The organism is Tunturibacter psychrotolerans (assembly GCF_040359615.1).
Taxonomy (GTDB): domain Bacteria; phylum Acidobacteriota; class Terriglobia; order Terriglobales; family Acidobacteriaceae; genus Edaphobacter; species Edaphobacter psychrotolerans.
Window position 1 is genome coordinate 2,880,010 of record NZ_CP132942.1, and the last position, 25,873, is coordinate 2,905,882.

22 protein-coding genes are annotated in these 25,873 nt (G+C 55.1%); 12 read left to right on the top strand and 10 right to left on the bottom strand.

The features are described 5' to 3' along the window. Positions 1-355: 355 nt before the first annotated feature. The 6 genes from RBB77_RS11905 to RBB77_RS11930 all read left to right on the top strand — a co-directional run bounded on the left by RBB77_RS11905 (position 356) and on the right by RBB77_RS11930 (position 9,989). Entirely contained in the window at positions 356-2,539 is a 2,184-nt protein-coding gene (locus RBB77_RS11905; RefSeq protein WP_353061973.1) for a GumC family protein, read from the top strand. Continuing rightward, positions 2,526-3,563, top strand: coding sequence for a polysaccharide biosynthesis/export family protein (locus RBB77_RS11910; RefSeq protein WP_353061974.1), 1,038 nt, complete (start codon positions 2,526-2,528; stop codon positions 3,561-3,563). Before RBB77_RS11905 ends, RBB77_RS11910 begins: the two co-directional genes overlap by 14 nt. Before the next feature lie 61 nt (positions 3,564-3,624). Beyond that, on the top strand, positions 3,625-5,016 hold the full coding sequence (locus RBB77_RS11915) for an O-antigen ligase family protein (RefSeq protein ID WP_353061975.1): 1,392 nt from the start codon (positions 3,625-3,627) through the stop codon (positions 5,014-5,016). A gap of 103 nt (positions 5,017-5,119) precedes the next feature. Further along, positions 5,120-6,619, top strand: a complete 1,500-nt coding sequence (locus tag RBB77_RS11920; protein ID WP_353061976.1) for a right-handed parallel beta-helix repeat-containing protein — start codon at positions 5,120-5,122, stop codon at positions 6,617-6,619. 459 nt (positions 6,620-7,078) lie between these two features. Next, the gene (locus RBB77_RS11925) at positions 7,079-8,473 is read left to right on the top strand and encodes a right-handed parallel beta-helix repeat-containing protein (protein WP_353061977.1); all 1,395 of its coding nucleotides are present in this window, start codon (positions 7,079-7,081) and stop codon (positions 8,471-8,473) included. 184 nt (positions 8,474-8,657) lie between these two features. Then, the gene (locus RBB77_RS11930; RefSeq protein ID WP_353061978.1) at positions 8,658-9,989 is read left to right on the top strand and encodes a lipopolysaccharide biosynthesis protein; all 1,332 of its coding nucleotides are present in this window, start codon (positions 8,658-8,660) and stop codon (positions 9,987-9,989) included. A gap of 158 nt (positions 9,990-10,147) precedes the next feature. On the opposite strand, the gene RBB77_RS11935 is transcribed toward RBB77_RS11930, so the two are convergent. Beyond that, complete coding sequence (locus RBB77_RS11935; protein WP_353061979.1) at positions 10,148-11,335, bottom strand: glycosyltransferase family 4 protein; 1,188 nt, start codon at positions 11,333-11,335, stop codon at positions 10,148-10,150. A gap of 352 nt (positions 11,336-11,687) precedes the next feature. On the opposite strand from RBB77_RS11935, the gene RBB77_RS11940 reads away from it, so the two are divergent. Further along, the gene (locus RBB77_RS11940) at positions 11,688-12,461 is read left to right on the top strand and encodes a WecB/TagA/CpsF family glycosyltransferase (RefSeq protein WP_353061980.1); all 774 of its coding nucleotides are present in this window, start codon (positions 11,688-11,690) and stop codon (positions 12,459-12,461) included. A gap of 231 nt (positions 12,462-12,692) precedes the next feature. Here RBB77_RS11940 and RBB77_RS11945 read toward each other — a convergent pair whose 3' ends face one another. Together RBB77_RS11945 and RBB77_RS11950 are read right to left on the bottom strand one after the other, a co-directional pair. Then, positions 12,693-15,230 carry an ABC transporter permease gene (locus RBB77_RS11945; protein ID WP_353061981.1) on the bottom strand — a complete coding sequence of 846 codons (2,538 nt, stop codon included), beginning with the start codon at positions 15,228-15,230 and terminating at the stop codon, positions 12,693-12,695. 35 nt (positions 15,231-15,265) lie between these two features. After that, positions 15,266-15,454, bottom strand: a complete 189-nt coding sequence (locus RBB77_RS11950; RefSeq protein ID WP_353061982.1) for a hypothetical protein — start codon at positions 15,452-15,454, stop codon at positions 15,266-15,268. A 20-nt stretch (positions 15,455-15,474) separates the two neighbouring features. Between RBB77_RS11950 and hemC the strand changes: the two genes are divergently transcribed. Beyond that, positions 15,475-16,449: a hydroxymethylbilane synthase gene (hemC, locus tag RBB77_RS11955; protein WP_353061983.1), complete on the top strand. Its 975-nt coding sequence runs from the start codon at positions 15,475-15,477 to the stop codon at positions 16,447-16,449. 118 nt (positions 16,450-16,567) lie between these two features. Here the strand turns inward: hemC and RBB77_RS11960 are convergent, their stop codons facing one another. Further along, complete coding sequence (locus RBB77_RS11960) at positions 16,568-16,864, bottom strand: GYD domain-containing protein (RefSeq protein WP_353061984.1); 297 nt, start codon at positions 16,862-16,864, stop codon at positions 16,568-16,570. A gap of 114 nt (positions 16,865-16,978) precedes the next feature. Here RBB77_RS11960 and RBB77_RS11965 point away from each other — a divergent pair, with 114 nt between their 5' ends. After that, positions 16,979-17,743, top strand: a complete 765-nt coding sequence (locus tag RBB77_RS11965; protein ID WP_353061985.1) for a uroporphyrinogen-III synthase — start codon at positions 16,979-16,981, stop codon at positions 17,741-17,743. A 20-nt stretch (positions 17,744-17,763) separates the two neighbouring features. Here the strand turns inward: RBB77_RS11965 and RBB77_RS11970 are convergent, their stop codons facing one another. The 3 genes from RBB77_RS11970 to RBB77_RS11980 form a co-directional block, all read right to left on the bottom strand. Then, positions 17,764-18,672 carry a class I SAM-dependent methyltransferase gene (locus tag RBB77_RS11970; protein WP_353061986.1) on the bottom strand — a complete coding sequence of 303 codons (909 nt, stop codon included), beginning with the start codon at positions 18,670-18,672 and terminating at the stop codon, positions 17,764-17,766. A 166-nt stretch (positions 18,673-18,838) separates the two neighbouring features. Beyond that, entirely contained in the window at positions 18,839-19,609 is a 771-nt protein-coding gene (gene nth / locus RBB77_RS11975; RefSeq protein ID WP_353061987.1) for an endonuclease III, read from the bottom strand. A 7-nt stretch (positions 19,610-19,616) separates the two neighbouring features. Beyond that, entirely contained in the window at positions 19,617-20,465 is an 849-nt protein-coding gene (locus RBB77_RS11980) for a chlorite dismutase family protein (RefSeq protein WP_353061988.1), read from the bottom strand. A gap of 69 nt (positions 20,466-20,534) precedes the next feature. On the opposite strand from RBB77_RS11980, the gene RBB77_RS11985 reads away from it, so the two are divergent. After that, positions 20,535-21,161 (top strand): DedA family protein, encoded by a 627-nt coding sequence (locus RBB77_RS11985; RefSeq protein ID WP_353061989.1) that lies wholly within the window; start codon positions 20,535-20,537, stop codon positions 21,159-21,161. 64 nt (positions 21,162-21,225) lie between these two features. Here the strand turns inward: RBB77_RS11985 and RBB77_RS11990 are convergent, their stop codons facing one another. Next, complete coding sequence (locus RBB77_RS11990) at positions 21,226-21,531, bottom strand: hypothetical protein (protein ID WP_353061990.1); 306 nt, start codon at positions 21,529-21,531, stop codon at positions 21,226-21,228. A gap of 501 nt (positions 21,532-22,032) precedes the next feature. Between RBB77_RS11990 and RBB77_RS11995 the strand changes: the two genes are divergently transcribed. Continuing rightward, positions 22,033-22,971 (top strand): hypothetical protein, encoded by a 939-nt coding sequence (locus RBB77_RS11995; protein ID WP_353061991.1) that lies wholly within the window; start codon positions 22,033-22,035, stop codon positions 22,969-22,971. Between the two features lie 73 nt (positions 22,972-23,044). On the opposite strand, the gene RBB77_RS12000 is transcribed toward RBB77_RS11995, so the two are convergent. Then, entirely contained in the window at positions 23,045-23,620 is a 576-nt protein-coding gene (locus tag RBB77_RS12000; RefSeq protein WP_353061992.1) for a KdsC family phosphatase, read from the bottom strand. A gap of 158 nt (positions 23,621-23,778) precedes the next feature. On the opposite strand from RBB77_RS12000, the gene RBB77_RS12005 reads away from it, so the two are divergent. Continuing rightward, entirely contained in the window at positions 23,779-25,134 is a 1,356-nt protein-coding gene (locus RBB77_RS12005; RefSeq protein WP_353061993.1) for an inositol-3-phosphate synthase, read from the top strand. A gap of 85 nt (positions 25,135-25,219) precedes the next feature. Here RBB77_RS12005 and RBB77_RS12010 read toward each other — a convergent pair whose 3' ends face one another. Continuing rightward, complete coding sequence (locus RBB77_RS12010; protein WP_353061994.1) at positions 25,220-25,762, bottom strand: hypothetical protein; 543 nt, start codon at positions 25,760-25,762, stop codon at positions 25,220-25,222. Positions 25,763-25,873: the final 111 nt, after the last annotated feature.

Here is a 25,873-nt window from a genome sequence, read left to right on the forward strand (position 1 = left end):
GGGGCGCAAAACTATAGCAAGACGGTTGGGAGACGTTTCCGCCAAAGAAATCATCTTACTTAGAGAATTTACTGGAGACATCGCAGGGTTAATACTAGGATAGTGTAACCACTAACGAATGCTCGATTGCCAAATCGCTCGCTGAGTTGAACCAGTCTCTGGAAATGACAACGACTATACCGTAAAATCGACCCTGTAAGGGTCGTTCACGTTCAGCCATTGCGGAAACGCCGCGAACCAATTTTGAGGACAATGCTCAATGTCAATGAACCCGCTTTTGCCTGACACGCGATCTGGGGTGAAGGGAGTGGACCCCTACGGTGGTTTCGGCTCTACGATCCATAAAGAATTGTCAATGAGTGATGTCAGTCGTGTCCTGCGACGCCAACGCACCTTTATTGTCTGGAGTGCTCTTATTGGGCTCGCGTTGGCGCTGTTAGTTTCGCTCATCATGACGCCCAAGTATCGTTCCTTGGCCCATGTGGAACTAAACTCAGAAGGCAACAAATTGGGTCTGAGCGACTTTAGCCCGGATTCAGCTTCGGCCGCCGATGATCTCGGTACTAATCTATCCACGGTTAGCGAGATGCTGCGCAACGACTCAATTGCCCTTGAGGCCATTCGGCAGAACAATCTAGAAGCAGTAGAGCCTTACAAGACTCCGAAGACAGGTAAATTCGCAGCTGAGGCTAATCTCCCGCTGGCGGACGCACCTCAACGCCGGATCCTCGTCCTAAAGCGCTTCGAGTCCAATCTCAACGTCAAGGCCATCCCCGGCACGCGTCTGGTGCAAATCAGCTTCGATGATCGCGATCCAAAGCGTGCGGCAGCTGTGGTCAACTCGATGATTAGTATCTACATCTCCGATTACATTGGGCGGCACTATTCAAATGCTGTCCAAGCCTCTGATTGGCTGCAGAAGCAACTGGCAGATCTCAAAGAGCAAGTTGAGAGGTCTAATCGCCAGGTTACAGACTTTGAAAAGGAGAACGGCTTCTTTGGAATCGTCGGCTCGGGTTCGGATAACACTCAAAATCCGATGCTTCAAAAACTCGTGACCCTCAACCAATCTGTCGTACAGGCTGAGTCAGAGCGCATTCAGAAAGAGGCCATTGTTAAACTGTTGGAGACCCGCGACCCGGAATTAATCGTGGGACTCGGATCGAATCCGCAGGTTCTCAACGGAGTAGCCGGCACCGATCTCGCCGTGCTTCAAAGTCTGCGACTGCAGGAGGCGCAACTCAAGGCACAGTACTCCGATATGGAAAGCAAGTACGGTGCGCGCTATCCTACGCTGGTTGAAACCAAAAGCCAGATGGCCTCCATTCAAAGCTCAATCGCCAAGGCGGTGGATAATCTCCGATCGCGAGCACAAAACGACTATTCGCTCGCGGCCAAGAACGAATCGATGCTGAAGCAGAGCTTCGATCAGCAGGTCACCGAAGCCAACAGACTCAACGACAAGGCTACTCAATTCCAACTACTCAACAAGGAAGCCGAAGCCAACCGGGCTCTCTACGAAGGTCTACGGACCAAGCTTCGCGAGGCTGAGGTTGCAGCCAGCGTCCGGGGTGCAAATATCACCGTTGTCGATCGCGCGTTGGTCATGCCGGAACCGAACTCACCTAACTACCCCATCAACCTCTCCATTGGACTTGCAGGTGGGTTGCTGATTGGGCTGGGCGCGGCCTTCTATCGCAACCGCGGCGACCAGACTCTTGAAAGCGTAGAGGCGATGGAAGCATTGTCGCCGGTCCCAGTGCTAGGGGCGGTACCTAGTCTGACTCGTCTCAAACAGGCATCTTCCAGAGGTCTAGGCAGTAGCGTGGGGCGGGTGATCAACGGTCATTCTCAGCGGATTGAGAGTGAAGACAAGTTATCTCTTGAAGCCTATCGCCAGATTCGCGCTTCGATCCTGATGAATACAGCGGGTGAGCCGCTCCGCACAATTCTCCTGACCAGCCCGTTGAATCGCGACGGCAAATCCAATTCCGTGATAGGGCTTGCAACCGCCTTTGCCTCGAGCGGCGCGCGCGTGCTTGCTCTTGATAGTGATCTCCGTCGCGCGGAAATAAGTGCACGCGCAGGAAAGAACACGGAGAGAGGCCTAAGCGATTTATTGGCAGAGGGAGGAAACCCCAACGATTGCGTCCGTCCTCACGATTCAGTCGCCAACCTTTTTCTGCTCCCCTCGGGAAGTTCGCTCGAGTCCCCACTTCTTTTAATTGAGTCGCCTCGTTTCAAGGAACTGCTGAACGAGCTCAAGAAGAGCTTCGACTTTATTCTGATCGACTCGCCACCAGTCTCCTTCTTCGCCGATGTGAGTGTCATGGCGCCATTGATGGACGCGACCGTGCTCGTGGTACGAGCCGGAGTTACTCCGAAGCAGGCTTTTCAGCGCTCATGCCGCTCTCTAATCGACGCCCGTAGCAAGTTGCTCGGAGTGATCGTTAACGATCTGCCACTCGATTCGTCCAACTTCTATGGTTATTACGGATATCGCGGAAAGGACTTTGCCCGCTCCTATGTCAAAAACTAGCGTTTCCCTCCGTATAGCTTTTACCTTATCGCTGGTGCTGGCCGCAGCAGGAAACCTAACTCTGGCCAAAGCACAAACGCCCTCGCTGATTCCACAGCAGCAGCAGGGGCCCTTGCCCAACGTACAGCCCGCGGCCGGTGGGAGGCAGTTCGGCGCGGGCGCAGCTCCCGCCGCTGGCGGAATCGTTTCCGCTCCACCCAACTTGGAAAAGTTGCCCATCGAGCCTGGATTCCTGCTTCAGATTTCTGTATTCAACGAGCCGCAACTCAGCCAGGAGGTGCGAGTCGCTGAGAATGGCGATATAAACCTTTCCTTGGCTGGTCACGTGCACGTTCAAGGTATGCATGAATCTGAAGCTGAGGAAGCGATTGAGGCGGCATATAAAAAGTCTGAAATGCTGAAAAGTCCTCAAGTCGCAATCTCGATCGTTCAATATATTTCACCCAAAGTCGCGATTCTGGGCGAGGTACAAGCGCCCGGAAGCTATGAACTGATCTCGCCCACTGATTTGCTCACAGCTATCACCATGGCGGGAGGTGCCACCATCGATGCCGGAAATCGGATCATTCTCCGGCACGCGGCTACTCACGACGAAGAGGTTGTCAAATTCGCTCATAGCGGCGACACCAGTAATCTCAGAAGGTTCACGGTGAGCGCCGGCGATACCATCGTAGTAAATCGCGCTGGGATCGTATATGTACTGGGCGCCGTCAATCGGCCCGGCGGTTATGTCATGCAGCCCGATGGTTCTATGAACGTGATTCAGGCGCTCGCTCTTGCGCTTGATACGAACTACTACGCCTCTCTCAGCGGTATTCGCATCATACGGAAGACCGACGACGGGCTGGTCAGCATACCCGTAAACTACAAATCCATCGTTGAAGGCAAAGCCTTTCCTAAACCTCTCGAACCAGACGATATCGTCTATATCCCAAACAGCAAAACCAAGCTCACGTTGGGAACCACGAAGCAACTCGCCTTTCAGGCTTCGAACGCCCTTATCTACACAGGCGTAGCGCGCTAACAACGGGTTTGCCAAAGCCCGTTTTTGTGTGCGCTGAGATTGCGGGTTCGAAAAGGACGGTATGTATCGGTTCTGGTTAAAAATGCTTGCGGGCCTGCTCTTCGGGTACATGCTTCTGGACCGCGGTTTCGCGCATTTTGGTGTGCCACCGGTCTATGTGGGGGAGTTGGTCCTTCTTCCTGGCATTCTGATGGCTTTAGTTCCGGGCGCAATCATGCCTGCTCTGCGTACGCCGCTGGGGCTGCTCTACGTAGTCTTTGCCCTGTTCAATCTGGGTTGTGCGTTGCCGTATCTGGGTCGATATGGCGTAGACACGGTACGCGATTCTGCGATCTGGATCTACGGGATCTTTTTTTTGCTTGCGTCAAGCCTGCTCATTCGACGGCCGAAGATGTTGATGCGCATTCCGATAACATACGGGCGCTTTCTCGTGTGGTACACCCCCATGCTCTGCGCTCTGATGATGGCCCGGTTTTTGCTTCACGCCGATGACGAAACCGAAGGGGGAACCCGTTTATTCTCCATCAAAATGGGAGACATGGGAGCACACCTGGCCGGTGTTTTTGCCTTTCTTCTTCTTTCGCTCGATCTGCTCTGGCAGCGAAGCGATGCGAAGCCACGCGCTTCCGTGCGCTATTTGATAACCGCGACCGGAGCTCTGGCTGCATTCGTCTTTGTCTCTTCGGTTAACCGTGGCGGCATGCTCTCGGTCATGATAGCCGTGTTTTTTGTAGCCCTTCTCGCGCGCAAGATTAGTTGGGGACGCGCTGGAATCGTTCTCGGTATCGCAGTGGTCGGGGTCCTCATCATTTTTGGAGCCGCCGGAGCTAAAGTGCACATCAGTGCAGCCCGAACGCTATCGCTTGATCAGATCGAGACCAATATAAGTAGTGTGTTCAACCCACAAGGATCAAGCAATACTGCCACAAGCAATACGGCGAAATGGCGACTGGATTGGTGGAAGAAGATCGTCGGATACACTTTTGGCGGCTCCTACTTCTGGACAGGTAAGGGGTATGGAGTGAATCTAGCCGATTCCGACGGTTTTCAACTTGGCAAAGAGGATGTTCTGCGCGCGCCGCATAATTCGAGTATGACGCTTCTGGCTCGGTCGGGCGTGCCCGGCTTTACGCTCTGGGTGGCGTTGCTGCTCACTTTCGCATTTCAAATGATCAGACTAGTCCTTCACGCCCAAAGGCATGATCGTCCCGTATGGTCCCGCATCGCGCTTTGGTGCTTCGTCTATTGGCTTGCGATGATAGTCGATTCCTGCTTCGACGTTGCTCTCGAAGGTCCACAACTCGGAATTTGGTTTTGGTCACTCACGGGGTTTGGAGTAGCTCTGCAAACTGTTTATAAAGAACGCTTCGCCTACCCGGAACATATTCGAGTCGCCAACTTCGCGCCAGACAATGACTGGTCGCGAGTTCCGACTCAGCCCTTGGCACAATAGGCCGGCCACTATCGCAAACTGAAGATCCTCGCTAACTTAGCGCTCAATTGGATCTTGGGTGCCAGCGGGTATAAGCCTGAAGTAGAACAATTACGATAGGAACATGATGCAAATTTGTAGAGAAAAGCAGCTCATCTTTCATCTTCAACAAGCGACCGTGGCGCCTCTACAGCAGACCCTCCGGACTGGCGTTTGCGCGTTATTGGCGGTCTTGATGCTATTTGTCATCGCGCCGCTACAAGCGCAAAACGTGGTTCTTTCACCCGGAGCGGATGTCGCTGCCCGGGTCGCTGCGGCCCCCCCGGGCACAAAGTTTGTCTTTTCACCGGGCATCTACGTCGCTCAGCAAATCAATCCGAAAGATGGTGACAGCTTTACCGGAGAAGGGAAGGCAATCCTCGATGGTGCTGAGCCCATAAGCTTTACCTCTTCTGGCAATCTTTGGTCTGCACCTGTGGGTCTCATCACTATCGGGAAGATCCGCTGCATGCCCGATCACCCACTTTGCAATATCCAGCGTGACTTATACCTTGATAACGACATACTGACGCCGATCGCAGATCCTACCGTTCTGAATGCGCACACGTGGTTTTATGACCAAACCAACGGGCGTGCAGTCATAAACTTCAATCCTGCAGGTCACAAACTCGAAATTTCCACTGTCAAGTTCGCGTTCAACAATACCGGGCGAAATGTAACCATTACGCATCTCATCGTTGAAAAATACGCGTCTCCACCCCAATTTGGAGCCATTGGCGGCCAGGGTCCCCTTACTAATGGCCAGGGCGGTGCACAGGGATGGACCGTAACCGACACGGAAGTTCGACTGTCACACGGAACAGGTATTCAGCTTTCCGACCATGCCACTATCGAAAAATGTAACGTACATCACAACGGACAAAAAGGAATTGGTGCGCGCGGACTCGACGTGCTGGTTGAAAACTCGGAGATTGCATTCAATAACTACGCCGGTTACGATCCGGGTTGGGAGGCAGGTGGAACCAAATTTGCTCGCACAACGAACCTCAGAGTGCTCAATAACTACGTTCACGATAATGTAGGAAGTGGCTTATGGACCGACATTGATAATAAAAACACGACGTATCGTTTGAACCGCGTTGACAATAATGCCGGCAGTGGAATTCAACACGAAATAAGCTACGACGCCGTGATCGAAAACAACACTCTGCGATGGAATGGAGTTCCGCCGCGCATCTCGCTTTGGCAGGCCCAAATCAGCGTCCAAAACTCGAGCAATGTCATTGTCCGAGACAACGTTGTGATAGTGCCGCCTAGCGCTGGTAATGGAATCGTTGTCATCAATCAAGAGCGGGGAACGGGTGATCTAGGCACCAGGTTGGCGGTCAATAACCAGATCCGTCACAACACCATCACTTTTGAGGGCACAGGTGGCGCCAGCGGTCTGATGGATTCTCTGGGCACGGCCGCAAACAATATCTTTGACGACAACATCTATATTTTTAAGGTTGGCGGGCAGCATTTTGAGTGGCACGGGAAGAAAAGCTGGGAACAGTATCGTGCGCTTGGAAATGATCCAAGCAGCCGCATCGTAGACGCCTCCGGAAAACCAATTAAGCCTTGAGCGAGCGGGTCGAAGTTGCAACCTCTTCAATCCGTTTGCAAAGTTCTGCTTATTGACTCATCCGCTGTTTCGATCCAGGATTCAACGCAAGATCATATTCATGCGGCATCGGAAACAATGTGTCGAGTATCCGATCCAACTTCATGATTCATCATGGCGCAACAAGCATGTTGCAAATATTTGCACGTTCGACGCCTATTTTTGATAAAGTGAATCATCGAAGATCTAGCTGCTGACTCACAGCACATTTTTAGTTGCCACGGAAATGCTTGTTTGTGGCTGAATCACTGTCGTCCTGCTCTGTCGAGATTCTCTCCAACTCATCTTTTGACACTTAGCAGGAGTATCCACATGAAAGCATTCGAATTAGGCCTCATGCGACTGGAGCTCGGTCGCCCACTCAATCGGTCAACAAAAAGCTTCGAGAAACGACAGGGCCACTTGGCGAGACATTGCGCAATGTTGCTGCCAATCCTTTCTCTCTTCTCTCTCACGTCTGTCGCCGAAACCATCAATCTCAAACCTGGCGACAACGTTGCCGCAATCGTAGCTTCTGCCCCGGAATCTACCAGCTTCGTCTTCAACTCAGGGACTTACCGACTTCAGCAGATCAGTCCCAAAAAAGGAGATTCCTTCGCTGGTCCCGCGACGGGAGTTGCCGTGCTTGACGGAGCTCAGCCAATTTCTTTCTCACCAGTTGCCGGTTCCTCCCCAGAACTTTGGCAGGCAACGATAGGCTCTAATCCTCTGGATACCGGGGGATGTGCAACGGGACATCCGCTTTGCCACTACACCCGGGAGTTGTTTGTCGGATCTGCGCTCTTGATGCCGGTGGCTAGTACGGCTCAACTCACAAGCAGCACCTGGTTTTATGACAGTTCTAATGGAACCGCCGTCATCAACTTCAACCCTGGTACAAAGAGCTTCGAGATTGGCACAACAACCTGCGCTTTTTGTGGCTATGCATCAAACGTCACCATTAAAAATCTGACGGTTGAGCGTTATGCTTCGCCCTCTACTACTGGTGCGGTCGGTCAGGCCGCTAGTGGCACCTACTGGACTGTGAGCAATGTCGAAGGCCGATACAACCATGGAGGAGCGGTCCAGATCGGTGCAAATGGCATCGTCGAAAACAGCTATCTTCATCACAATGGACAGAAAGGTCTGGGGGGCGGAGGAGCCAACTTACAAATTGTAAGTAATGAGCTCGCCTACAATAACTACGACTGGTTCGATCTCGGATGGGAAGCGGGCGGAGCTAAATTTGGCGATCTCGATACCGCTGAGATTCTGAACAACTACGTTCACGACAACAACGGCAGTGGACTTTGGGATGATGCGAATTCAGTCTACGTTCATTACAAAGGAAATCGGATCGAGAACAATACTGGCTCGGGCATTCAACACGAGATTGGCTACAGCGCTGTCATAGAAAACAATACGATCAATCGAAATGGAGCGACACCGCGGATTTCCATGTGGGATGGACAGATCTCCGTTCAAAATTCAACCAATACAACAGTGCAAAACAACACCATCATTGTGGCGTCTGCTTATGGAAGTGGACTGGTGATTGTGAATCAGGATCGAGGCTACGGCACCTACGGAGCTCATCTGGGCGCCCATGATACGGTCGAAAAAAATAATGTCACCTACGAAGGTACAGATGGAGCAGGCGGCATTATGGGGATTGCTTCCACCGGCATCGCTAACATCATCGATTACAACACGTATAACATCACCGTTGGCCTTGATAAACATCACTTCGAAGCCTTCGGCGTCAAAACCTTTCAACAATTTCAGGCTGCGGGATTCGATGTCCACGGTAAAATAGTCTGGAAGGCTGCACCCTAGTAACTACACGAGCGGGAGTGCGGGTTGAATACGACACCCGCATCTCGCCTCGTGTATCCTCCAAGAGAAGGTCGGAGAATAGGACAAGCTTGGGCTACTCGCATGTCTTATGCCTCCTAATGACGGGACAGGTGGGGCTTTCAAAAAGATGCTTTCGCAATCTTCGACGCGTGTAGAGGTGGCCTTGGACACCGACCATCCCGAAGCAAGGCAGCCCCGACTTGTTCGTATTCTTAATAGAGTCGGAGGAGGCAAAACGCCTGCCGCTCTCTTTGATCAAGGGCTCGTCAGCGGCGCGAACTTCCTGACGAACGTTATTCTCGCCCGCGGCTTCGGGCTAAGAGACTACGGCGTATTTGCGTTAGCTTGGGTCGCGGTCTTATTCGCGAATAGTCTGCAATTCGCTTTGATCATAACGCCGATGACAAGCGTTGGGCCGAAGCAGGATCCCGAAGAACGGCCGGCCTACTATGGCGCAGTCATGGTGCAAGAGGTCGTTTTCGCACTTCTGGCAGCACTGATAATGTACATCTGCGTACGACTCTCCGCGATCTACTTTCCGCAATGGGGAGTCGGGAATATCGCGCCTTCAATGAGCGTCGCAACCCTCGCATATTTGTTACAAGATTTTCTTCGCCGCTATTTTTTTTGCACTGGCCAGAGCAAGCGCGCACTCATCACAGATTCGATCAGTTATCTCACTCAGGTGCCTATCATATATTGGCTGGCACATACCCACAGGGCGGGGATCTCCAACACTCTTGGAGTCATTGCGGTAACGTCGTTGCTAGCGTTCCTGGCTTGCCTGCGGTGGTTTGAACCGATCATTTTGGATATTCAGTCAGTGAAGCGGGTTTTTCTTAGACACTGGCGCATCTCTCGATGGCTTGCTCCAACGGCTTTTATGCAATGGGGCGCAGGCAATTTATTCTTGCTGGCAGCCCCCGTTTACTACGGCGCTGCCGCCTCCGCAATCCTGAGAGCAGCTCAAAATATTGTTGCGGTAGCGCATATCTGGTTTCTTGGGCTCGACAATGTTGTCCCCGCCCAGGCCGCTCGGCAGATGCGGCTCGGAGGTGTTGACGGCATGCTGCGCTACCTCAAACGGGTTTTTCTTCTCTGGGGAGGCGTGACGATAGCGTTCACCTCAGTCATCGCAAGCTTTCCAACCTTTTGGCTTAAACTTACTTATGGGCAAAAGTACGCTTCAGATGGAACTGTACTTCGCTTATACGCTCTTCTTTATCTTGTCATCTTTGTGTCCGGCCCGCTGCGGGCTGGTCTTCAGGCACTTGAATACACTGCTCCCGTATTCTGGGCTTATCCCGCGCTGATTGCGTTTTCTGTAGCGCTGGCTGGCCCTTTTGCCCGCAACCTCGGCCTTAACGGCGTCATCCTGGGCATGTGCGCGACACAGCTCTTCTTTCAAAGTGTCATTGGCATCGCCTTATGGCTCCGCATTCGTAAGATTCGCCATGGATTGCAAGTCGACGTTGAGTCCTTCAGTCCAAAATGAAGATCAAACATTGCGCGCGCCGGACAAGAAAGCTCGCCCAAAATGCTGTCCGGAACACGTAGGCATTGCGTATACCTAATGCTTGTCGTCTTGGTTTTCCTGCAGGAAATAAAGAACCCGCTGCTTGACGCGTTCCTCATAAACGCTTTGCCGACGCACTACGTGCGTCCTTTCAACATTTCACTATCCGATGCCGCCGATAAAGCGCCGCTGGGCCGCTGTCCCGTCAGCTCTTTATAGAGAATCTCTGCCTTTGCGGCACGACTGCTCCAAGTACATGTTTGCGCGAAATTCCAGCCGGCGCGAGACATTGCATTTTTCTGCTCAACACTCATCGAAGCAAAGCGATCGATAGCCTCTGCGAGATTGCTTGTCACTTCAGCTGGTGTCGTAACCGGTACTTTGATTCCCGCTTCATTGGGTACCGCATCTCTCGCCCCATGTAAATCGAGAGTAATTACCGGCAAACCAAGTGCCATCGCCTCGACCAACTGTATGCCATTTGTGTCGCGCAGGCTTGTAAACAGGAATAGATCTTGCTCAAGGTAAGCAGCCCGTACCTCCTCAGGGGTCAGGCGCCTTCCCGCCCATTCAACTCGATCGCTCAATCCCCGCTTGGCGATCATCTCCCTCAATATCGGCTCCTCAAGTCCACTCCCAACGATGGTGAGCACCGCGTCATGTTGGACCTTGGCGAACGCGTCAAGTGCCAGCGGAAGTGCCTTGCGCGGCAACATTCTTCCCACCCATATAAGGCGAAGCGGGGAAGCATCGGGTCTAAAACGCTTCGGTTCCACAGCCAGATAATCTGCCGCTACTCCGATGTCGGCCTGGAGCCGGACGTCCGGTCGTCCCATTTTCCTTATCAGTTCCAAAGTGTCGCTATTCGCAGCCAATACGGCGCTCATCTTTCCCAGCCATCGTTTGTGAAACGGAGAGTAGCGAAGCGTCTTCGTCAGTAGGGTTCTTCGTCGCTCCGCCTGTGAATCAGAGCCGAAATAAGCGAGCATACTGGGAGGGGCCGTCTGTCCGCCGCCAACTGGACCGAACACCGTTGGAATGCCTAAACGCCAAAGTTGAGTTGGTACATGAATGCTCGAATAAGCGACGTGGTGCACAACGTCGAAATGCTGACGGCGATTTAGAGACCTCGCTACTCTGACGGCAAGAAATTGCCATAGCGCGTAGTGCATACCGCTCCCAGGCTTGAACGCATTGATAGGAACTGTCACGTATCCGAAGGAAAGATTTTCTCTAGGGTGAGCGACGCGGTACGTTTCGATTTTGTCTCGATTCTCTACGCGGGTAAGCACCGTGACATTCAGCCCGCGCTCTGCAAGATGCATCGCCCAACTCCAACTGATCCCGGGTTCAGAGCCTGAATCTGGCATACAGGCGTAGGCGGATAACAGAACATTCATTCGAAAGCACACCCTTTCGTCAGCTTGAAACTCATCACACTAATTGCAGACGTTGTATGCCGCTAAAAGATCGAAAGTTTCGTTTCGTCAAACAATCGTTCAGCAAACAAAGACAGTGTACCGAGAAGCGCACGACTATGCTTAGTCGCAATCAGAAAGAGCTTTCAAATAACCTTCCGTGTCGCTTATAAATACAATGTATCGAGAAATAATTACGGTCATCAATACTGTCCACGAACAAAGTTCATCTCATTTATTTCATAGCTGAGGAGCGATAATGATTGGCAGCGATCAGCCACGAGTCAACATCCTCGGTGTAGGCGTCAGCGCGATTTCCATGGAGAGCGCCCTTGAGCAGAGCGAAGCTCTATTGGCCCGCGGAGACAAAGGTTACATCTGTGTCACCGGCGTTCACGGCATCATCGAGGCCCAGTCCGACGAATCCTTTCGAACGATCCTCAACAGGTCTTTCATCTGCGCTCCCGATGGGATGCCGACCGTCTGGCTAGGCCACCTCCATGGCTTCAGGCATATGACCCGCGTCTACGGCCCGGACTTCATGGCAAATCTCTGCGAGCGTTCCGTGCGGAGCGGTTACCGCCACTTTCTCTACGGTGGCAAGCCAGGCGTCGCCGAGGAGTTGCGAGCGGAACTGCTTCGTCGTTTTCCCGGCATGCAGATCGTTGGCACCTATACGCCGCCCTTTCGACCCCTCAACGCCGAAGAGGAGCAGGACTTGGCTCTCCAACTTAAAGCGTCTCAAGCCGACATCCTTTGGTGCGGTTTGAGCACGCCAAAACAAGAGCGTTTTATCTCCGCCTACCTCGACCGTTTACCCGTAAAGCTAATGGTTGGTGTCGGCGCAGCCTTCGACCTTCTGAGCGGCAATCTCGACGAGGCACCCGACTGGATGAAGCAATCCGGTCTCCAGTGGCTCTACCGGCTCATCAAAGAGCCAAAGCGTCTCTGGCGTCGTTACCTCATCAACAATCCGCGATTCATCTGGCTCAGTTTCTTGCAGCTATCCCGATTCAGACGCTACTCCGTCTGATCAAGCAAAAGAGTCAAAAATTCTCGGCCAATTCAGTAAGATGATTCGGCTTTGGCAGGAGCACAACTGACCGCTTAACTCTCCCTCGATTTTCGAGCTAATGGTTATCGTCAATTCTCTCGCAATGAAATTTGTGAAAGCGAACCCTTGCGGACGCAGCAATCACACCCGCCGGCTTCGGATCGCCTCATCCACGCGTCGAATAAATGTGTCTCGTTCCGGCAGCTCCGTCTACTCGGTACGCAACGCCGTCATCGGTTCAATATTCGCGGCGCGGCGAGCAGGAATAAATCCCGCAACCGTAGCCGATCCCAGCAGCACCACCACCGCGATCAACAAACTCACCGGATCATAAGAGCGCACACCATACAGTTGATCAGCCATCGCCCTCGCTCCGAAGATCGCAATCGGTACTCCAATTACTAACCCCAGCCCAGCCTGCACAAACGCGCTTCGCATCACCATCCGTACAACCTTCCCACGATCTGCTCCCAGAGCCATCCGCAGTCCAATCTCGCTAGTTCTTCGTGCCACCTGGTATGACGTGATTCCATATAGGCCCACTGAAGCAAGTGCTAGCGCAAGTCCGCCAAACAACATAGTGAGCCGAGCAATCAACCGCTCCTGTGTAAAGTTGTCGGCCACCTGGTAGTCCAGCGAATGCAAATCAAGCACCGTCAGGTCCGGATTTATATTGGCCAGTGTTCGTCTCACCATTGCGTCAAGATTTTGCGGCTCGCTCCGAAAAAACAGAGTCACCGAATTGATAAAGAGCCCACGTCCTTCCGCCATGGCTTCATTCGGATCCGTCAGCCCCGTCAGCGTCTGTGTGAGCGGACGAAAGTACATCGGCCTGAACTCCTCGCGCGCATTCTGATATTTGGCATCTGCCACGATGCCAACGATCTCAAACGAAGACGAAAACTTCTGTTCGAATACTCCGAAGTGCTTCCCGACGGGGTCTTCCTTCGGAAAAAACTTCTTCGCAAAGGTCTGGTTCACCACTGCCACCAGCTGCGAAGTCGCGGTATCACTCTCGGTAAACCCTCTCCCGCGCACAATCGGCTGTCCTACAGTCTTGAAGAATCGCGTACTCACTCTGTCCCACGAAGAGTTGTTATGGTCGTTTGGTCCCGGCGCCGGTCGCCCACTCACAAACACACCCTCGCCCCAGTTGTTTCCCTCAAGCGTGCTGTACAGTGCCAGGCCAACGCTCTGCACTCCTGGCAAGGCCCCAAATTGATCCTCCAGTGCCCTGTAAAACGCTGGAAGCGTCTCCGGCTTATAACCTGCGCCAGCCGGATCAAGATGCAGCACATACCTGTTCGACGTCTGAATTCCGAAGTTCTGGTGCTCCATATTGCGCAGGCTCTTCGTCAACAACCCCGCACCCACCAGCAACACCAGCGACAGCGCCGCCTGAAACACAATCAACGATCTTTGTGGCAGCGAAGACCGATCTCGGGTCGAGCGGTTCGCCCCCCGCAATGCCTCCGCCGGATCGGAGTTCGATGTAATCCAGGCCGGAACCACCCCAAACACGACTCCCGTCAGCAGCGACAGTAAAAATGCAAACCCCAGCACCGCCAGGGAAGGACTCGCCGCAATTGGCAGATTCGGCGAATCAGGAAATGCAAGTGCCAAAATCACACGCGTTCCCGCGTAAGCCACGACCAATCCGACCAGACCACCCGCACATCCGAGTAGCAAACTCTCCGTCAACATCTGCCGAATTAACCTGCTCCTCGCCGCGCCGAGCGCCATCCGCACAGAGGTATCAGCCCTCCGCGTCGTTCCTCGCGCCAGCAAAAGGTTCGCCACATTCGCGCAGGCCACCAGCAGCACCAGCCCCGAGATCGTCATCAGCAGATAAAGTCCCTTGCCCGTCTCCTTCTGCAGATTCTGTATTCCCGCGCCACCCGGCACGATCACCACATGCTGCTTCGGAAGACTAGCCGATCCACCGTTTCGAGAGTAGCTAGGCTGCGCCGCAAGAAACTGTCTCAAGCTACCCGACATCTTGTCCTGCAGCGCAGTCGTGCTGACTCCCGGCTTCAACCTCCCCACGGCATAGAGCCAGTTGCTGTCCGGCACATGCAGAATCGAATTCTTGCCTTCGATCGCAGGCTCCATCGCCAACGGAATCCACAGCCCTGGCGGATTACTCCTGATCCGATCGCCAAAGAATCCCGGCGGCGCAATCCCAACCACCGTCGCCGGCTGTCCTTGCAGATAAAACGTCGACCCAACCACCTTTGGGTCGCCACCGTAGTCCGACTGCCAGGCCTGATAACTCATCACCACCGCCGGAGCCGCACCCGGCATATCATCCGCATCCGTCAGCATTCGCCCCACAAATGGTCCAATCCCAAACGTCGTAAAAAAATTGCCCGAGACATATTGCGCACGTTCAGACTTCGCCGGCTCCGAGCCTCGCCGCGTGGTCTTCTGTTCCCCCCCCGCCTGCATTGCCGCCAGTCGTTCAAACTCCGGCGTAGTCTCCTGCAGATGCTTGTACAACTCGTACGAGTACATATCGAAATCGCCATTGTCATTGATGTACCCGCCGTTGACGCAGCAGTCATCCAGATCGCCCACACGAAACAGCGTCTTCGGATCTGCCACCGGCAGCGACTTCATCAGTACCGCATGCACCAGGGTAAAGATCGCGGTATTTGCCCCAATCCCCAAAGCAATCGTCAGCACAACAGTAATGGCAAAGCCCGGCGACTTGTAGAACTGACGCAACGCCACCCAAATATCCTGCATGTAGTCCCTCCAGCGCTCGTGTGTCTGTCAGGCACTTACGCTCCCATCGTCCAGTTAGTTCCGGACAATTCGCTTCGTTCCACCGAAGCCACTCGTTCGATACCAGCCATGGTCCACCCAAACCCCGCCCCAATGTCCGAGCATGCCACTCCGCCCAAAGTGGAGGAACCCGCCTCCATTCCAGCCAAATTGATGAGAAGTATCTCAACCATCGCACTTCGCATCCCGTATCCTAATTAGGAATATGAGTTCCGAGCACAATAATCCCCGTAATCCCATCCGCATCGGCAGCAGAGGCTCCCAATTAGCCCTCTGGCAGGCCAACCATATCCTCTACGCTCTCCGCGACGCCGGCTATCACGTCGAACTCGAGATCATCCGCACCACCGGCGACCGCATGCAGCAGCCCGGCTTCGTTCCACCGCCGAACCTCGACGGCAAAGGCATCTTCATCAAAGAAATCGAAGAAGCCCTCGAAGAGGGCCGCATCGACCTCGCCGTCCACAGCCTCAAGGATCTCCCCACCAAGCTCGCCTCTCAGTTCACCCTTGCCGCCATCCCAAAACGCGCCGACGCCCGCGACGTCTGGGTCTGCGAGCCATACTGGGCGCTCCATACCCTCCCCACCGGAGGCCGCATCGGCACTACCAGCCCGCGTCGTCGCGCACAGATCCTCGCACTCCGCCCCGACGTCACCTTCGTCGAAGTCCGCGGCAACATCGACACCAGACTCCGCAAGCTCGAGCAGGGCCAATGCGACGCCCTCGTCCTCGCCGCCGCCGGCCTCGACCGCCTCAAGCGCACCGAATCCGTCCACCAGCGCTTCTCTCCCTGTGAACTCTGTCCCGCCCCGGGCCAGGGTGCGCTTGCCCTCGAAACCCGCAGCGAATCGCACGTCATCGACGAAGCCCGCGACGCCTACATCCGAAGCGCCATCGCCTTCCTCGAGCATCCCTACACGCGCTTCGCCATTGAAGCCGAACGCACCACACTCGACGCGCTCGGCGGCGGCTGCTCTCTTCCCATCGGCGCTCACTGCTTCCACGAAGAAGGGAAGTGGAAGATGGTCGCTCAGGTAGTCTCACCCGATGGCGAATCCATGGTCCAGGTCGAAACCGAAGCCACCAACAACTCCGACCCCATCAATCTAGGCCTTTGCGTCGCCGATGATCTCAAATCCAAAGGCGCCCTCGATCTCCTTGCTGCTCCAGCCGTCTGAAGATCATCCTCGAAGCGGCGCTGTATCTCCAGCGCCGCGCAAAATCAACAAGACCCCTGCCGTTCCAGGGAACGTAACATCGCTCCACTCTGCCGATCTTCGGACACTGCGCTTCCAATCAGAGCTGGAGACCTTTCATGAGTCCCTTGTACTCGTCTTCCGTAAAAGCACGTACGGTCTGTGTTGTAATGCCTCCCTTTGCAATCGTCGATAGGATCGCCTTCGCCATCACCTCATCGTTTGGTGCTTCGGTAATGATGACCATGTCGTGAGTCCCCATCGTCAGAAAAAAGTGCAGCATCTTGACGCCGTCCGCCGCAAACGCTTTCTTCGCGGCCTCCAGCCTCGCAGGACTCTCCTTCATCGTATGCGCCCCTTGTGGGGTCCAGCGGCCGAGCGAAATATAAGTTGGCATGAGCTTCTCTCCTTGGTGCGGCATCCTAGGCCGGGCATGAGAATCAAGTCAACAAGAGCCCAATTCACTCCACATAATGCCCGCACCGTCGGCGAGACATACAATATCCAGAGGATGCCAATCCTGACCAACAAACGCATCCTCATCACCCGCACACGCCACCAGGCCTCCGAACTGGCAACGCAACTGGAAGCTCTCGGCGCGACCCCCATCCTCATCCCCACCATCGAGATCGCCCCACCCGAAACCTACGCACCTCTCGACGCCGCCCTCACCTGTCTCCGCACCTACGACTGGCTCGTCTTCACCAGTGCCAACGCCGTCGAAGCCTTCCATCGTCGTGCCCAGTTCCAGCGCCTCACCCAACTCCCCAGACACATCGCTGTCATCGGCCCCGCCACCCTGCGCGCCGCCAACAATATCGGCCTCACCGTCGATCTCGTCCCCCCGCAATACATCGCCGAATCTCTCGCCGAAGCGCTCCTCCCCGAGGCCTCCGGCAAATCCTTCCTCCTAGTCCGCGCTGCCGAAGCTCGCGACACAATCCCCGAAGCCCTCACCGCCGCCGGAGCCATCGTCACCATCGCCGAAGCCTACCGCAACCAGATTCCCGTCGACTCGATCCCCGCGCTTCAAGCCATCTTCAGCGCCCCCGCAAACTATCCCGACGCCATCAGCTTCACCAGCGCCTCGACAGCCCGCAACCTCATCGCACTGCTCGAGACCGCCGGCCTCACCCTCCCGCCAGACATCATTCTCGCATCCATAGGCCCGGTCACCAGCCAAACCCTTCGCGACCTCGGCTATGAACCCACCCTCGAAGCCGCCGAAGCCACCATCCCCGACCTCGTCCGATCCCTTCTAACCAAACTCACCTAAAACCAACCCACGCAGCAACGCTAAGACCGCGTCCACACCGCGAACGTCTCTCCCAGGTAGATCGGAATACTCATACTGCCCAAAGCGTTTTTCTGCACCATGCGATATCCGAACTCGCTCGCAGGAATCCGATGCTGCGACAGCCGGTAGAGAATATATTCCAACGTAAACGAAGCCGGGCGACGATCGAAGGCCACCCACTTCAAGCCATTCTTCTCTCCGCAAAGCTTCAGAGTATCCCGGTCAAAATAATTCAGATGTTCTGCAAGAAGCAAAGGCCAGCGCTCGCCAAGCACTCTGGCCTGAATGCTGCTGATATCCGGCAGATTCGCAAACAGATATCCCCCAGGTTTCAGCAAGCCTGCGCAATCACCTAAAAAGGACACCGGGTCGGTGACATGCTCCAGCACATCCCACAGGGTAAGCGCATCGAAAGACGCGCGAGCAAGATTCGCCTCCTGAAGCGTAGAGCAGTACACTTCGCCGCGACCGCGAAGCGCCTCTTTAGCGCGCTTTGCGAGTACCTCCGAAGGCTCCACTCCGGTTACCGCCCATCCCGCCTCTGCGGCAACAGCAAGAAATGAACCCGACGCGCATCCGACGTCCACCAGTTTCCCGCCCGAGATATGTCGCCCCACCATCTTCAAATGCCGCTCGGCAGTCTTCAGTCGCCCCGGCGCTTCCTTCTCGTACACGGTAGGGTCCATCTGCCGATAAAGCGTGTGAAGCTCCTCATCCGCAGGCCGAAACTCGGAGAAAACAAATCGGCACGACTGGCAACGAAGAATCTTTCCGTGAGTCACGTTCGTCCGCGATGATCCCAGCGCGTCTGCGGCAAGGGTCCCACCCTTCGCGTCAATATAGATCTCTATGTTCCCACCTGAACACAACGGGCACTTCTGTCCCACAGAATAGTCAACTTCGGACATTCTCTCTCCCACAGCGACGCGTAATTTACCCGGGACCTGCATTCCAAAGGTTGACTGAGCTTGATCGCAACCGCGGAAGGAATTGGACTTGCGAGTGACCGCTTCCCCTATATTAGATTGGAATTTCTCTAAACCGGTGACGACGTCGTAGGGGAGTGAGGATATCTCAATGGGAACTCCACGTCTTATCCCCGGAGTTGCAAAGCCTCTCCAGCGTACAGTCCACACATTTCGGTTTCCGCGCTACACAGATCTGCCGGCCATGATGAATCAGCTCATGCGAAAACGCGATCCACCGATCCTGCGGAATGATCTTCATCAGATCTTTCTCCACCTTCTCAGGAGCAGTCTCCTTGGTCAGTTCCAGCCGCTTCGACAGCCGCATGACATGCGTATCGACAACAACACCCACCGCAATGTTGAACCATGACCCGAGCACCACGTTGCCCGTCTTCCGAGCCACCCCCGGAAGCGTGAGTATCTCCTCCATCGTCTGAGGCACCTTCCCCCCAAACTCCTCGGTCACCACTCGAGCCGCACCCTGAATCGACTTCGCTTTATTGCGAAAAAAACCAGTCGTCCGAATCAGATCTTCGAGCTCGGGGAGGGAAGCAGCAGCCATCGCCTTCGGTGTAGAAAACGCCTTGAACAGCGCCGGAGTCACCAGATTCACCCGCACATCGGTACATTGCGCCGACAAAATCGTAGCCACCGTCAGCTCCCACGCGCCTTTGTGATTCAGCGCGCAAACCACTCCTGGATAAGTCTTCCGCAGTGCATCCAGAATCGCCGCAATCCGCTCCGGCGCCAGCGGATTCACTGTCTTTCCGATTTTCTTCTTAGCTGCGACAGGCTCAGACTTCGCAATAGCCCGCGCCTTCGCCCCAACCACAGCCTTAGCCTTCGCAGCAGTTCGAACAACGGTAGTCTTCGCCATGCGCGCTCTAACCCAACCGGTCCAGCATCTCCGCCGCCGGAACCCTTACACAGCTGAAGATCGGCGTGTCCTGCAGGGTATACATACTGATCTCAGTCTCCCGAAGCTGCTGCACGAGATCCAGAAAGTCCTCCGGAAAGTTTGTCTCAAACGCCACCACAAATTCCTGGTCGTCGATCCCGAACGAGTAAGTCGTATTCAGCTTCACCCGCGGATACATCAGCCCAATCCGAATATGCTCATCCATCAGCCGTTTCCGCTCTGTAGCAGGCAGCAAATACCAGGGCCGCGTCTTCCAGAACGGATAGATAAAGATGTACTTCTGTCCCCCCGGACGAATCGCGCCACGCCCTTCGCCCTCGCTCTCATCCGGACGATCAATCTGATACTGCGAGCGCTTCGTCATCGCGAGAAAGTTATGCGGCGAATTCAGATACCCACCAAGCGGCGTCCTCATCAACTCACTGCGCATCTCATTCAACTCATCCACGCCATACCCAATCGACCAGACGCACATATCCACATCGCCCCGCGTCCCAATCGTCGAGTACGTCAACGAAACAAACTCCCCCGGCTTATTCCACTTCGTCAGCACATCGGCAAACGCCGCCTTATGCTTCGCCTTCTCGTCCGCAGGCAGTCTCCGCCACTCAGGCATCACCTTATAGAAGCTGAAGCAAACAATCTGCCGCTTCACCGCCGGCTTCGACGGATCATGCGGGGCCGCGCCATAGCTGCTTGCGGGCCTTCCCACTTGGCCAGGGGCTGCAATGGAAGCCGCAGAAGAGGAGCTTGCAGAAGCGGAGTTGTCATTGATAGCAGTAGTAGCAGTGGCATCGGTAGCAGTATTCGACATGGGTACTTCTCCTGACTCTTCCATGCTAGCTCATCCTCACCCAACCCTCACCTCGTATACTGGAGTTACATGTCAGAGAAGATTATTGCCCTCCTCATCGGCGCCATCGCCAGCGGCGGATACGCCAGTGTTGTCCTCCTCATGGCCATCCAGTCTGCCTGTATCCCCATCCCCTCCGAAGTCATCATGCCGCTCGCTGGTTATGCCCTCGCGCATACGCAACTCCAGCTCATCATCCTCGCCACTGTGGCCTCCCTCGCCTCGAACCTTGGCTCCATTCCCGCCTACTGGGTCGGCGCAAAGGGCGGACGCCCCATGGTCGAGCGCTACGGCAGCATGATGCTCCTCAGTCGCCGAGACCTCGACCTCGTCGATCACTTCTTCGCCAAATACGGCTCCATCACCGTGCTCATTGGGCGCATGCTCCCCATCGTGCGCACCTTCATCGCCTTCCCCGCCGGTGTCGCGAAGATGAACCAGCTCCGCTTCCACATCTACACCTTCATCGGTTCCTGGCCCTGGTGCTACGCCCTCGCCTATATCGGCATGAAGCTAGGCGCCACATGGAACACCAACCCCCGCTTCAAAGAGATCTTTCACCGCTTCCACCTCGGCGTAGAAGCCGTCATCATCATCGGCTTCATCTGGTTCGTCGTATCCCACTGGAAAAACCGCATCCGCACCGAACCCGCTTAGGCATTACGGTCTACCGTTGGTAAATAGAAATTTCAATCCTGCGTCCGAACCAGTAACGCTGGCTTCAACGATGTTGACTCTCGCTTTTGTAAAGCAACTTGCCCGGCACGAACTCCGTGGCAAGGCCCATCAAAGCTCCTAAGAGACCGCCAGCGCGGGCCAAACCGCCCGTGAACTTGGCATTATTCGTGGTCTCCGGGTTCTTGATCCCAGCGTCGACGATGGCGCCGATCCCCGCGCCGAGCCCAGCTCCAACAAGGGTTCCGCCGATGACCGACCAGGTCGCGTTCCGTGCTCGGATAAGCTGAATATCATCCCTCTGCAGCGAGATAGAGTGCTCAACGCCAGCTTGTCGCTTGTGGCAGACCAACCCATTCTCGTCGGCTGAGTCAAAGGCGCAAAAAAACCTCTCTTTGGTCAGTGTGATTCGGATCGAGGTGCCCGATTTAAGAGTCTCTACGACTTGCCACCCTGCTGTCGACGACTGCGCCTGCCCCGCTGCGGAAGCAGTCGGGAGCAGGCTAAAGCAAATCACGAAGTGTAAAAAGCAGGCGCGAATTCTGCTACTCCCCTTGCAGTTCACTATGGATCGCGCATCACTATAGCTGTTCGCGGAGAGGCTGAGCAAGCCCAGAACGAACGGCGCTATTAACTCTTCGAACACGAAACTCACTGTCGACAAATTTGGCGTTGCTTTTGGTGAGTCTCGTCGAGTACGCTCGGCTGCGCCTCTTGGACCTCGTCTCTTCGCGCTCGAACATTGCACTCCCCAGCTCGTGTTCCCCAATCTTCGGAGCTAAACTTGACCCGATCCCTCTACCGCAGATGCCTTCTCAGTTCACTGTCTGGAACGTTCGGTATCTTTCTTCTGATGGGCACTTCCACTGCCTTTGCGGGTGCTCGTGAAGCCGCCGAGCCTAAGACAGGTTCGGCCGAAGGGAGAGCGTCGCTCGAATCTCTGCCCGATGCTCCGTTACCCGCACTGATTTCAACTGCAGGGGCGATCAGCTCTCGATCGAACGAGGAAGCCAGCGATAATTCAGGCATTGAGACAACCGTAGCGGCACCGGCGACGGAGAAGGAGATTGCCCGAGAGCAGCTGACCGAGGGATGCGAGACCGGTAGAATCCGCGGAAAGGCCTGCAAGGTGCACTGGTTGCCGATACTGTGGCAGTCGTTCGAGTTTCTTACGGCCCAGCACTCGGGGAACATTCTGTTGGACTCCGAGACCCGGCACGACCTTACAACAAATCCTTATTGGTCCACGTATGTATTTTGCGTTGAGCACTACCGCTGGTATCAATGGTCGGATGATACGACCTTCATCGTGCACGACGTCGGGCATCCGATGATGGGCGCAATTGTAAGCAGCATCTTTGAACAGAACGACCCGAAGGCACGTGCGCTGGTGTTCGAGAACAACGGAAATTACTGGCGGTCCAGGCTGAAGGCGATGGCGTACTCTGCCGTGTACAGCGCTCAATGGAAAGTTGGGCCGGTGAGCGAAGCTTCGATCGGCAACAGCGGACGAAATACCTATTATGTCGCCCATCTTGGCCGCACGACCAATGAAACAGGATTTCAGGATTTCGTGATCACGCCAGTGTACGGATTCGGCTGGAATGTTGGTGAGGATGCGATCGACCGATACATCATGCCGAAGATCCATGAACATGTTAAAAATCGCTTCTACCTGACGACGCTCTTCTGGATGACACCATGCAAGTCGGCCGCCAACCTGTTGCGATGGAAACCTACGTACTATCGGGACAAGGCTTCAGCGCCGGGCGCAGATTCGGGCAGCAACTAGCTCGTGGAGCAGTCGCTGTCGATTCGTCCACAAATAGGGCCAAATCAAAAATCGAAACGGACGCCCCGATGTATTACGCAAGCGCCAGCGGCACGGCCTCTTCCCAGCGTCCCTGTGCTTTCAGGATGAGTTCTATTACTTCGCGCGCGGTGCCTCGCCCAGCAAGTCGCCGAGTCGTGAAGTGACAGACCGCCCGCAACTCGGGCACGCCATCGGCCACGCATACCGCCAGCCCCGCACGCCGTGCCAGAGGAATATCAGGCAAATCGTCGCCCATATATGCAACTTCTTCTTCCGTCACGCCAGCCTTTCGCATGCACTCCTCGAAAGCCTCTGTCTTTTTCGCCTGTCCCAGATAGACAAAAGTGACCTTCAGCTCCTCCGCGCGCCTGGCTACAGCTGGTGAGGACCGACCAGTGATGAATCCTGTTTGAATTCCCATCGTGTGGGCAAGCGAGAGTCCCTGCCCATCCTGGGCGTTGAATACCTTCATCTCGGACACTGTCGCCGCACCATCAGGGGAAGTCGCTGAAATCAGACAGACGCCACCATCAGTAAGGGTGCCATCCACGTCCATCAGGAAAAGCTTAATCTTCCGGGCGCGTGCCAGCACATCGGGCGAAGCGAGGGCAACAGCAATGTCGGTCATACGAACGATTCTAATGCAGACATCGGCGACGGTCGCACTCGGCACTGCGGAGCGTGCACACGCTCGCGCCACCCCATTTGCCGCCACCCTCCCCGCTAAGCGATACTAAAGAGTCCGCATTACACGGAATATCGCACGATAGAAGGGTACCGCCAAGAATGTCTACACCCCCAGCCGCTAAGCCAGCATCCGCTGCGCAAGCCGCGGCAACCATCAAGCCTGCCACTGGAAAACTAGGCGTCATGATTCCCGGCATGGGAGCTGTCGCCACCACACTCATCGCCGGCGTAGAAGCCATTCGACGCGGCTTCGCCAAACCCATCGGGTCCACCACGCAGATGGCTACCATCCGCCTTGGCAAACGTACTGACGCCCGCAGCCCACTCATCAAAGAATTCGTTCCCCTCGCCGACCTCAACGACATCGTCTTCACCGGCTGGGACATCTTCGGCGGCAACCTCTACGACGCAGCCAAGACCGCACAGGTCCTCGACCGCGATCAGCTCGAACAGATGCGTCCCTTCCTCGAGTCCATCGAGCCCATGCCCGCCGTCTTCGACCAGCACTACGTCAAGCGCCTCACCGGCCAGAAGGTCAAGACCGGCAAAAACAAGTGCGACCTCGCCAACCAGATCCGCAACGACATCGCCGAGTTCAAAACCAAGACCGACCGCCAGGTCATGATCTGGTGCGGCTCCACCGAGATCTACCTCGAGCAGACCGCCGTCCACCAGACCCTCGAAGCCTTCGAGAAGGGCCTCGTCGACAACGACCCCGGCATCTCCCCCTCGATGTTGTACGCCTGGGCCGCGCTCAAAGAAGGCATCCCCTTCGCCAACGGCGCACCAAACCTCACCGTCGACATCCCCGCACTGCAAGAGCTTTCCAAAAAGATGAACGCTCCCATCTGCGGCAAGGACTTCAAGACCGGCCAGACCTTCATCAAGACCGTCCTCGCCCCTGCCTTCAAAGTGCGCAATCTCGGCGTCAGCGGCTGGTACTCCACCAACATCCTCGGCAACCGCGATGGCGAAGTCCTCGACGATCCCGACTCCTTCAAGACCAAAGAAGTCTCGAAGCTCGGCGTACTCGAACACATCTTCCAGCCTGAACTTCACCCCGACCTCTACAAGGACCTCTACCACAAGGTCCGCATCAACTACTACCCACCTCGCGGCGACAACAAAGAGGGTTGGGACAACATCGACATCTTCGGCTGGCTCGGCTATCCCATGCAGCTCAAGGTAGACTTCCTCTGCCGCGACTCCATCCTCGCTGCACCGCTCGCCCTTGACCTGATCCTCTTCATGGATCTCGCCGCCCGCACACCCTTACTGCGTGGCCTCGGTATTCAGGAGTGGCTCAGCTTCTACTTCAAAGATCCCGACTCCGCACCCGGCGTCTACCCGGAGCACGACCTCTTCATCCAGCATATCAAGCTGAAGAACACTCTCCGTCACATCATGGGCGAAGACCTCATCACTCACCTCGGCCTCGACTACTACGGCGACTAGCAACGCTCGAAATCAAAACGTAGAGGCGGCTGCAAAGAAAATCTCTTTCAGCCGCCTCTTCCGTTAACGAGATGGCCTGCTCACCCTAAGGCTGGATCAGAGGAACTTGCGACGCCAGCTGCAAGTCAATCAGCATGACGAGGCGCCGATCCATTTGGAAAAATAGCGCGGTCTTTCTGCCGGAGATTACCTGGCTGAAAATCGGAACGTACTTGAGTCGCAACTGCGCCGCCTGCTGATCGACTGTCAGCAAGTTACGAGTCAATGCCAAGGCATGATCGTCCGTGAGCGAGCCGTTGTAGGTGTTGGCGTATTCCTTAATGACCCCATATTTCGCATCATTGATCTTGACCAGCTCTGCCGTGTACTGGTCATAAAGAGGCCAGAACTTCACTGCCTCGGTATCACTCAGCTGAAGATTCGCGGCAATGATCTGCTTTTTCTGAGAGCGAATGTCCTTCCTGAGTAAGTCGATATCCTGATCGGTATTGGTGCTCTGGGCTGAGTTATCTGAGGGTGTTTGCGCCGAACTTTGAGCACGTGTTTGCGCCGAACTTTGACCACGAGACACGCCAGTCAAAATCAAGATTGACGCCAGACTGATTGACAGAAGATTTTTCGTCGTCACAGAAGTCTCCTCATCATCTTTCACATTTTTTTATGTAGATCCGCAACCTGGCCCGGAGGCGGATGGGTGCCATCTGATATCACGCCGATCAAACTGTCAACTCTATCCGGC

Coding starts and splice junctions, on each gene's coding strand:
- RBB77_RS11905 (WP_353061973.1), top strand. CDS start 356: ATGAGTGATGTCAGTCGTGTCCTGCGACGCCAACGCACCTTTATTGTC.
- RBB77_RS11910 (WP_353061974.1), top strand. CDS start 2,526: ATGTCAAAAACTAGCGTTTCCCTCCGTATAGCTTTTACCTTATCGCTG.
- RBB77_RS11915 (WP_353061975.1), top strand. CDS start 3,625: ATGTATCGGTTCTGGTTAAAAATGCTTGCGGGCCTGCTCTTCGGGTAC.
- RBB77_RS11920 (WP_353061976.1), top strand. CDS start 5,120: ATGATGCAAATTTGTAGAGAAAAGCAGCTCATCTTTCATCTTCAACAA.
- RBB77_RS11925 (WP_353061977.1), top strand. CDS start 7,079: ATGTTGCTGCCAATCCTTTCTCTCTTCTCTCTCACGTCTGTCGCCGAA.
- RBB77_RS11935 (WP_353061979.1), bottom strand. CDS start 11,335: ATGCATCTTGCAGAGCGCGGGCTGAATGTCACGGTGCTTACCCGCGTA.
- RBB77_RS11940 (WP_353061980.1), top strand. CDS start 11,688: ATGATTGGCAGCGATCAGCCACGAGTCAACATCCTCGGTGTAGGCGTC.
- RBB77_RS11945 (WP_353061981.1), bottom strand. CDS start 15,230: ATGCAGGATATTTGGGTGGCGTTGCGTCAGTTCTACAAGTCGCCGGGC.
- RBB77_RS11950 (WP_353061982.1), bottom strand. CDS start 15,454: ATGCGAAGTGCGATGGTTGAGATACTTCTCATCAATTTGGCTGGAATG.
- hemC (WP_353061983.1), top strand. CDS start 15,475: ATGAGTTCCGAGCACAATAATCCCCGTAATCCCATCCGCATCGGCAGC.
- RBB77_RS11960 (WP_353061984.1), bottom strand. CDS start 16,864: ATGCCAACTTATATTTCGCTCGGCCGCTGGACCCCACAAGGGGCGCAT.
- RBB77_RS11965 (WP_353061985.1), top strand. CDS start 16,979: ATGCCAATCCTGACCAACAAACGCATCCTCATCACCCGCACACGCCAC.
- RBB77_RS11970 (WP_353061986.1), bottom strand. CDS start 18,672: ATGTCCGAAGTTGACTATTCTGTGGGACAGAAGTGCCCGTTGTGTTCA.
- nth (WP_353061987.1), bottom strand. CDS start 19,609: ATGGCGAAGACTACCGTTGTTCGAACTGCTGCGAAGGCTAAGGCTGTG.
- RBB77_RS11980 (WP_353061988.1), bottom strand. CDS start 20,465: ATGTCGAATACTGCTACCGATGCCACTGCTACTACTGCTATCAATGAC.
- RBB77_RS11985 (WP_353061989.1), top strand. CDS start 20,535: ATGTCAGAGAAGATTATTGCCCTCCTCATCGGCGCCATCGCCAGCGGC.
- RBB77_RS11995 (WP_353061991.1), top strand. CDS start 22,033: ATGGGCACTTCCACTGCCTTTGCGGGTGCTCGTGAAGCCGCCGAGCCT.
- RBB77_RS12000 (WP_353061992.1), bottom strand. CDS start 23,620: ATGACCGACATTGCTGTTGCCCTCGCTTCGCCCGATGTGCTGGCACGC.
- RBB77_RS12005 (WP_353061993.1), top strand. CDS start 23,779: ATGTCTACACCCCCAGCCGCTAAGCCAGCATCCGCTGCGCAAGCCGCG.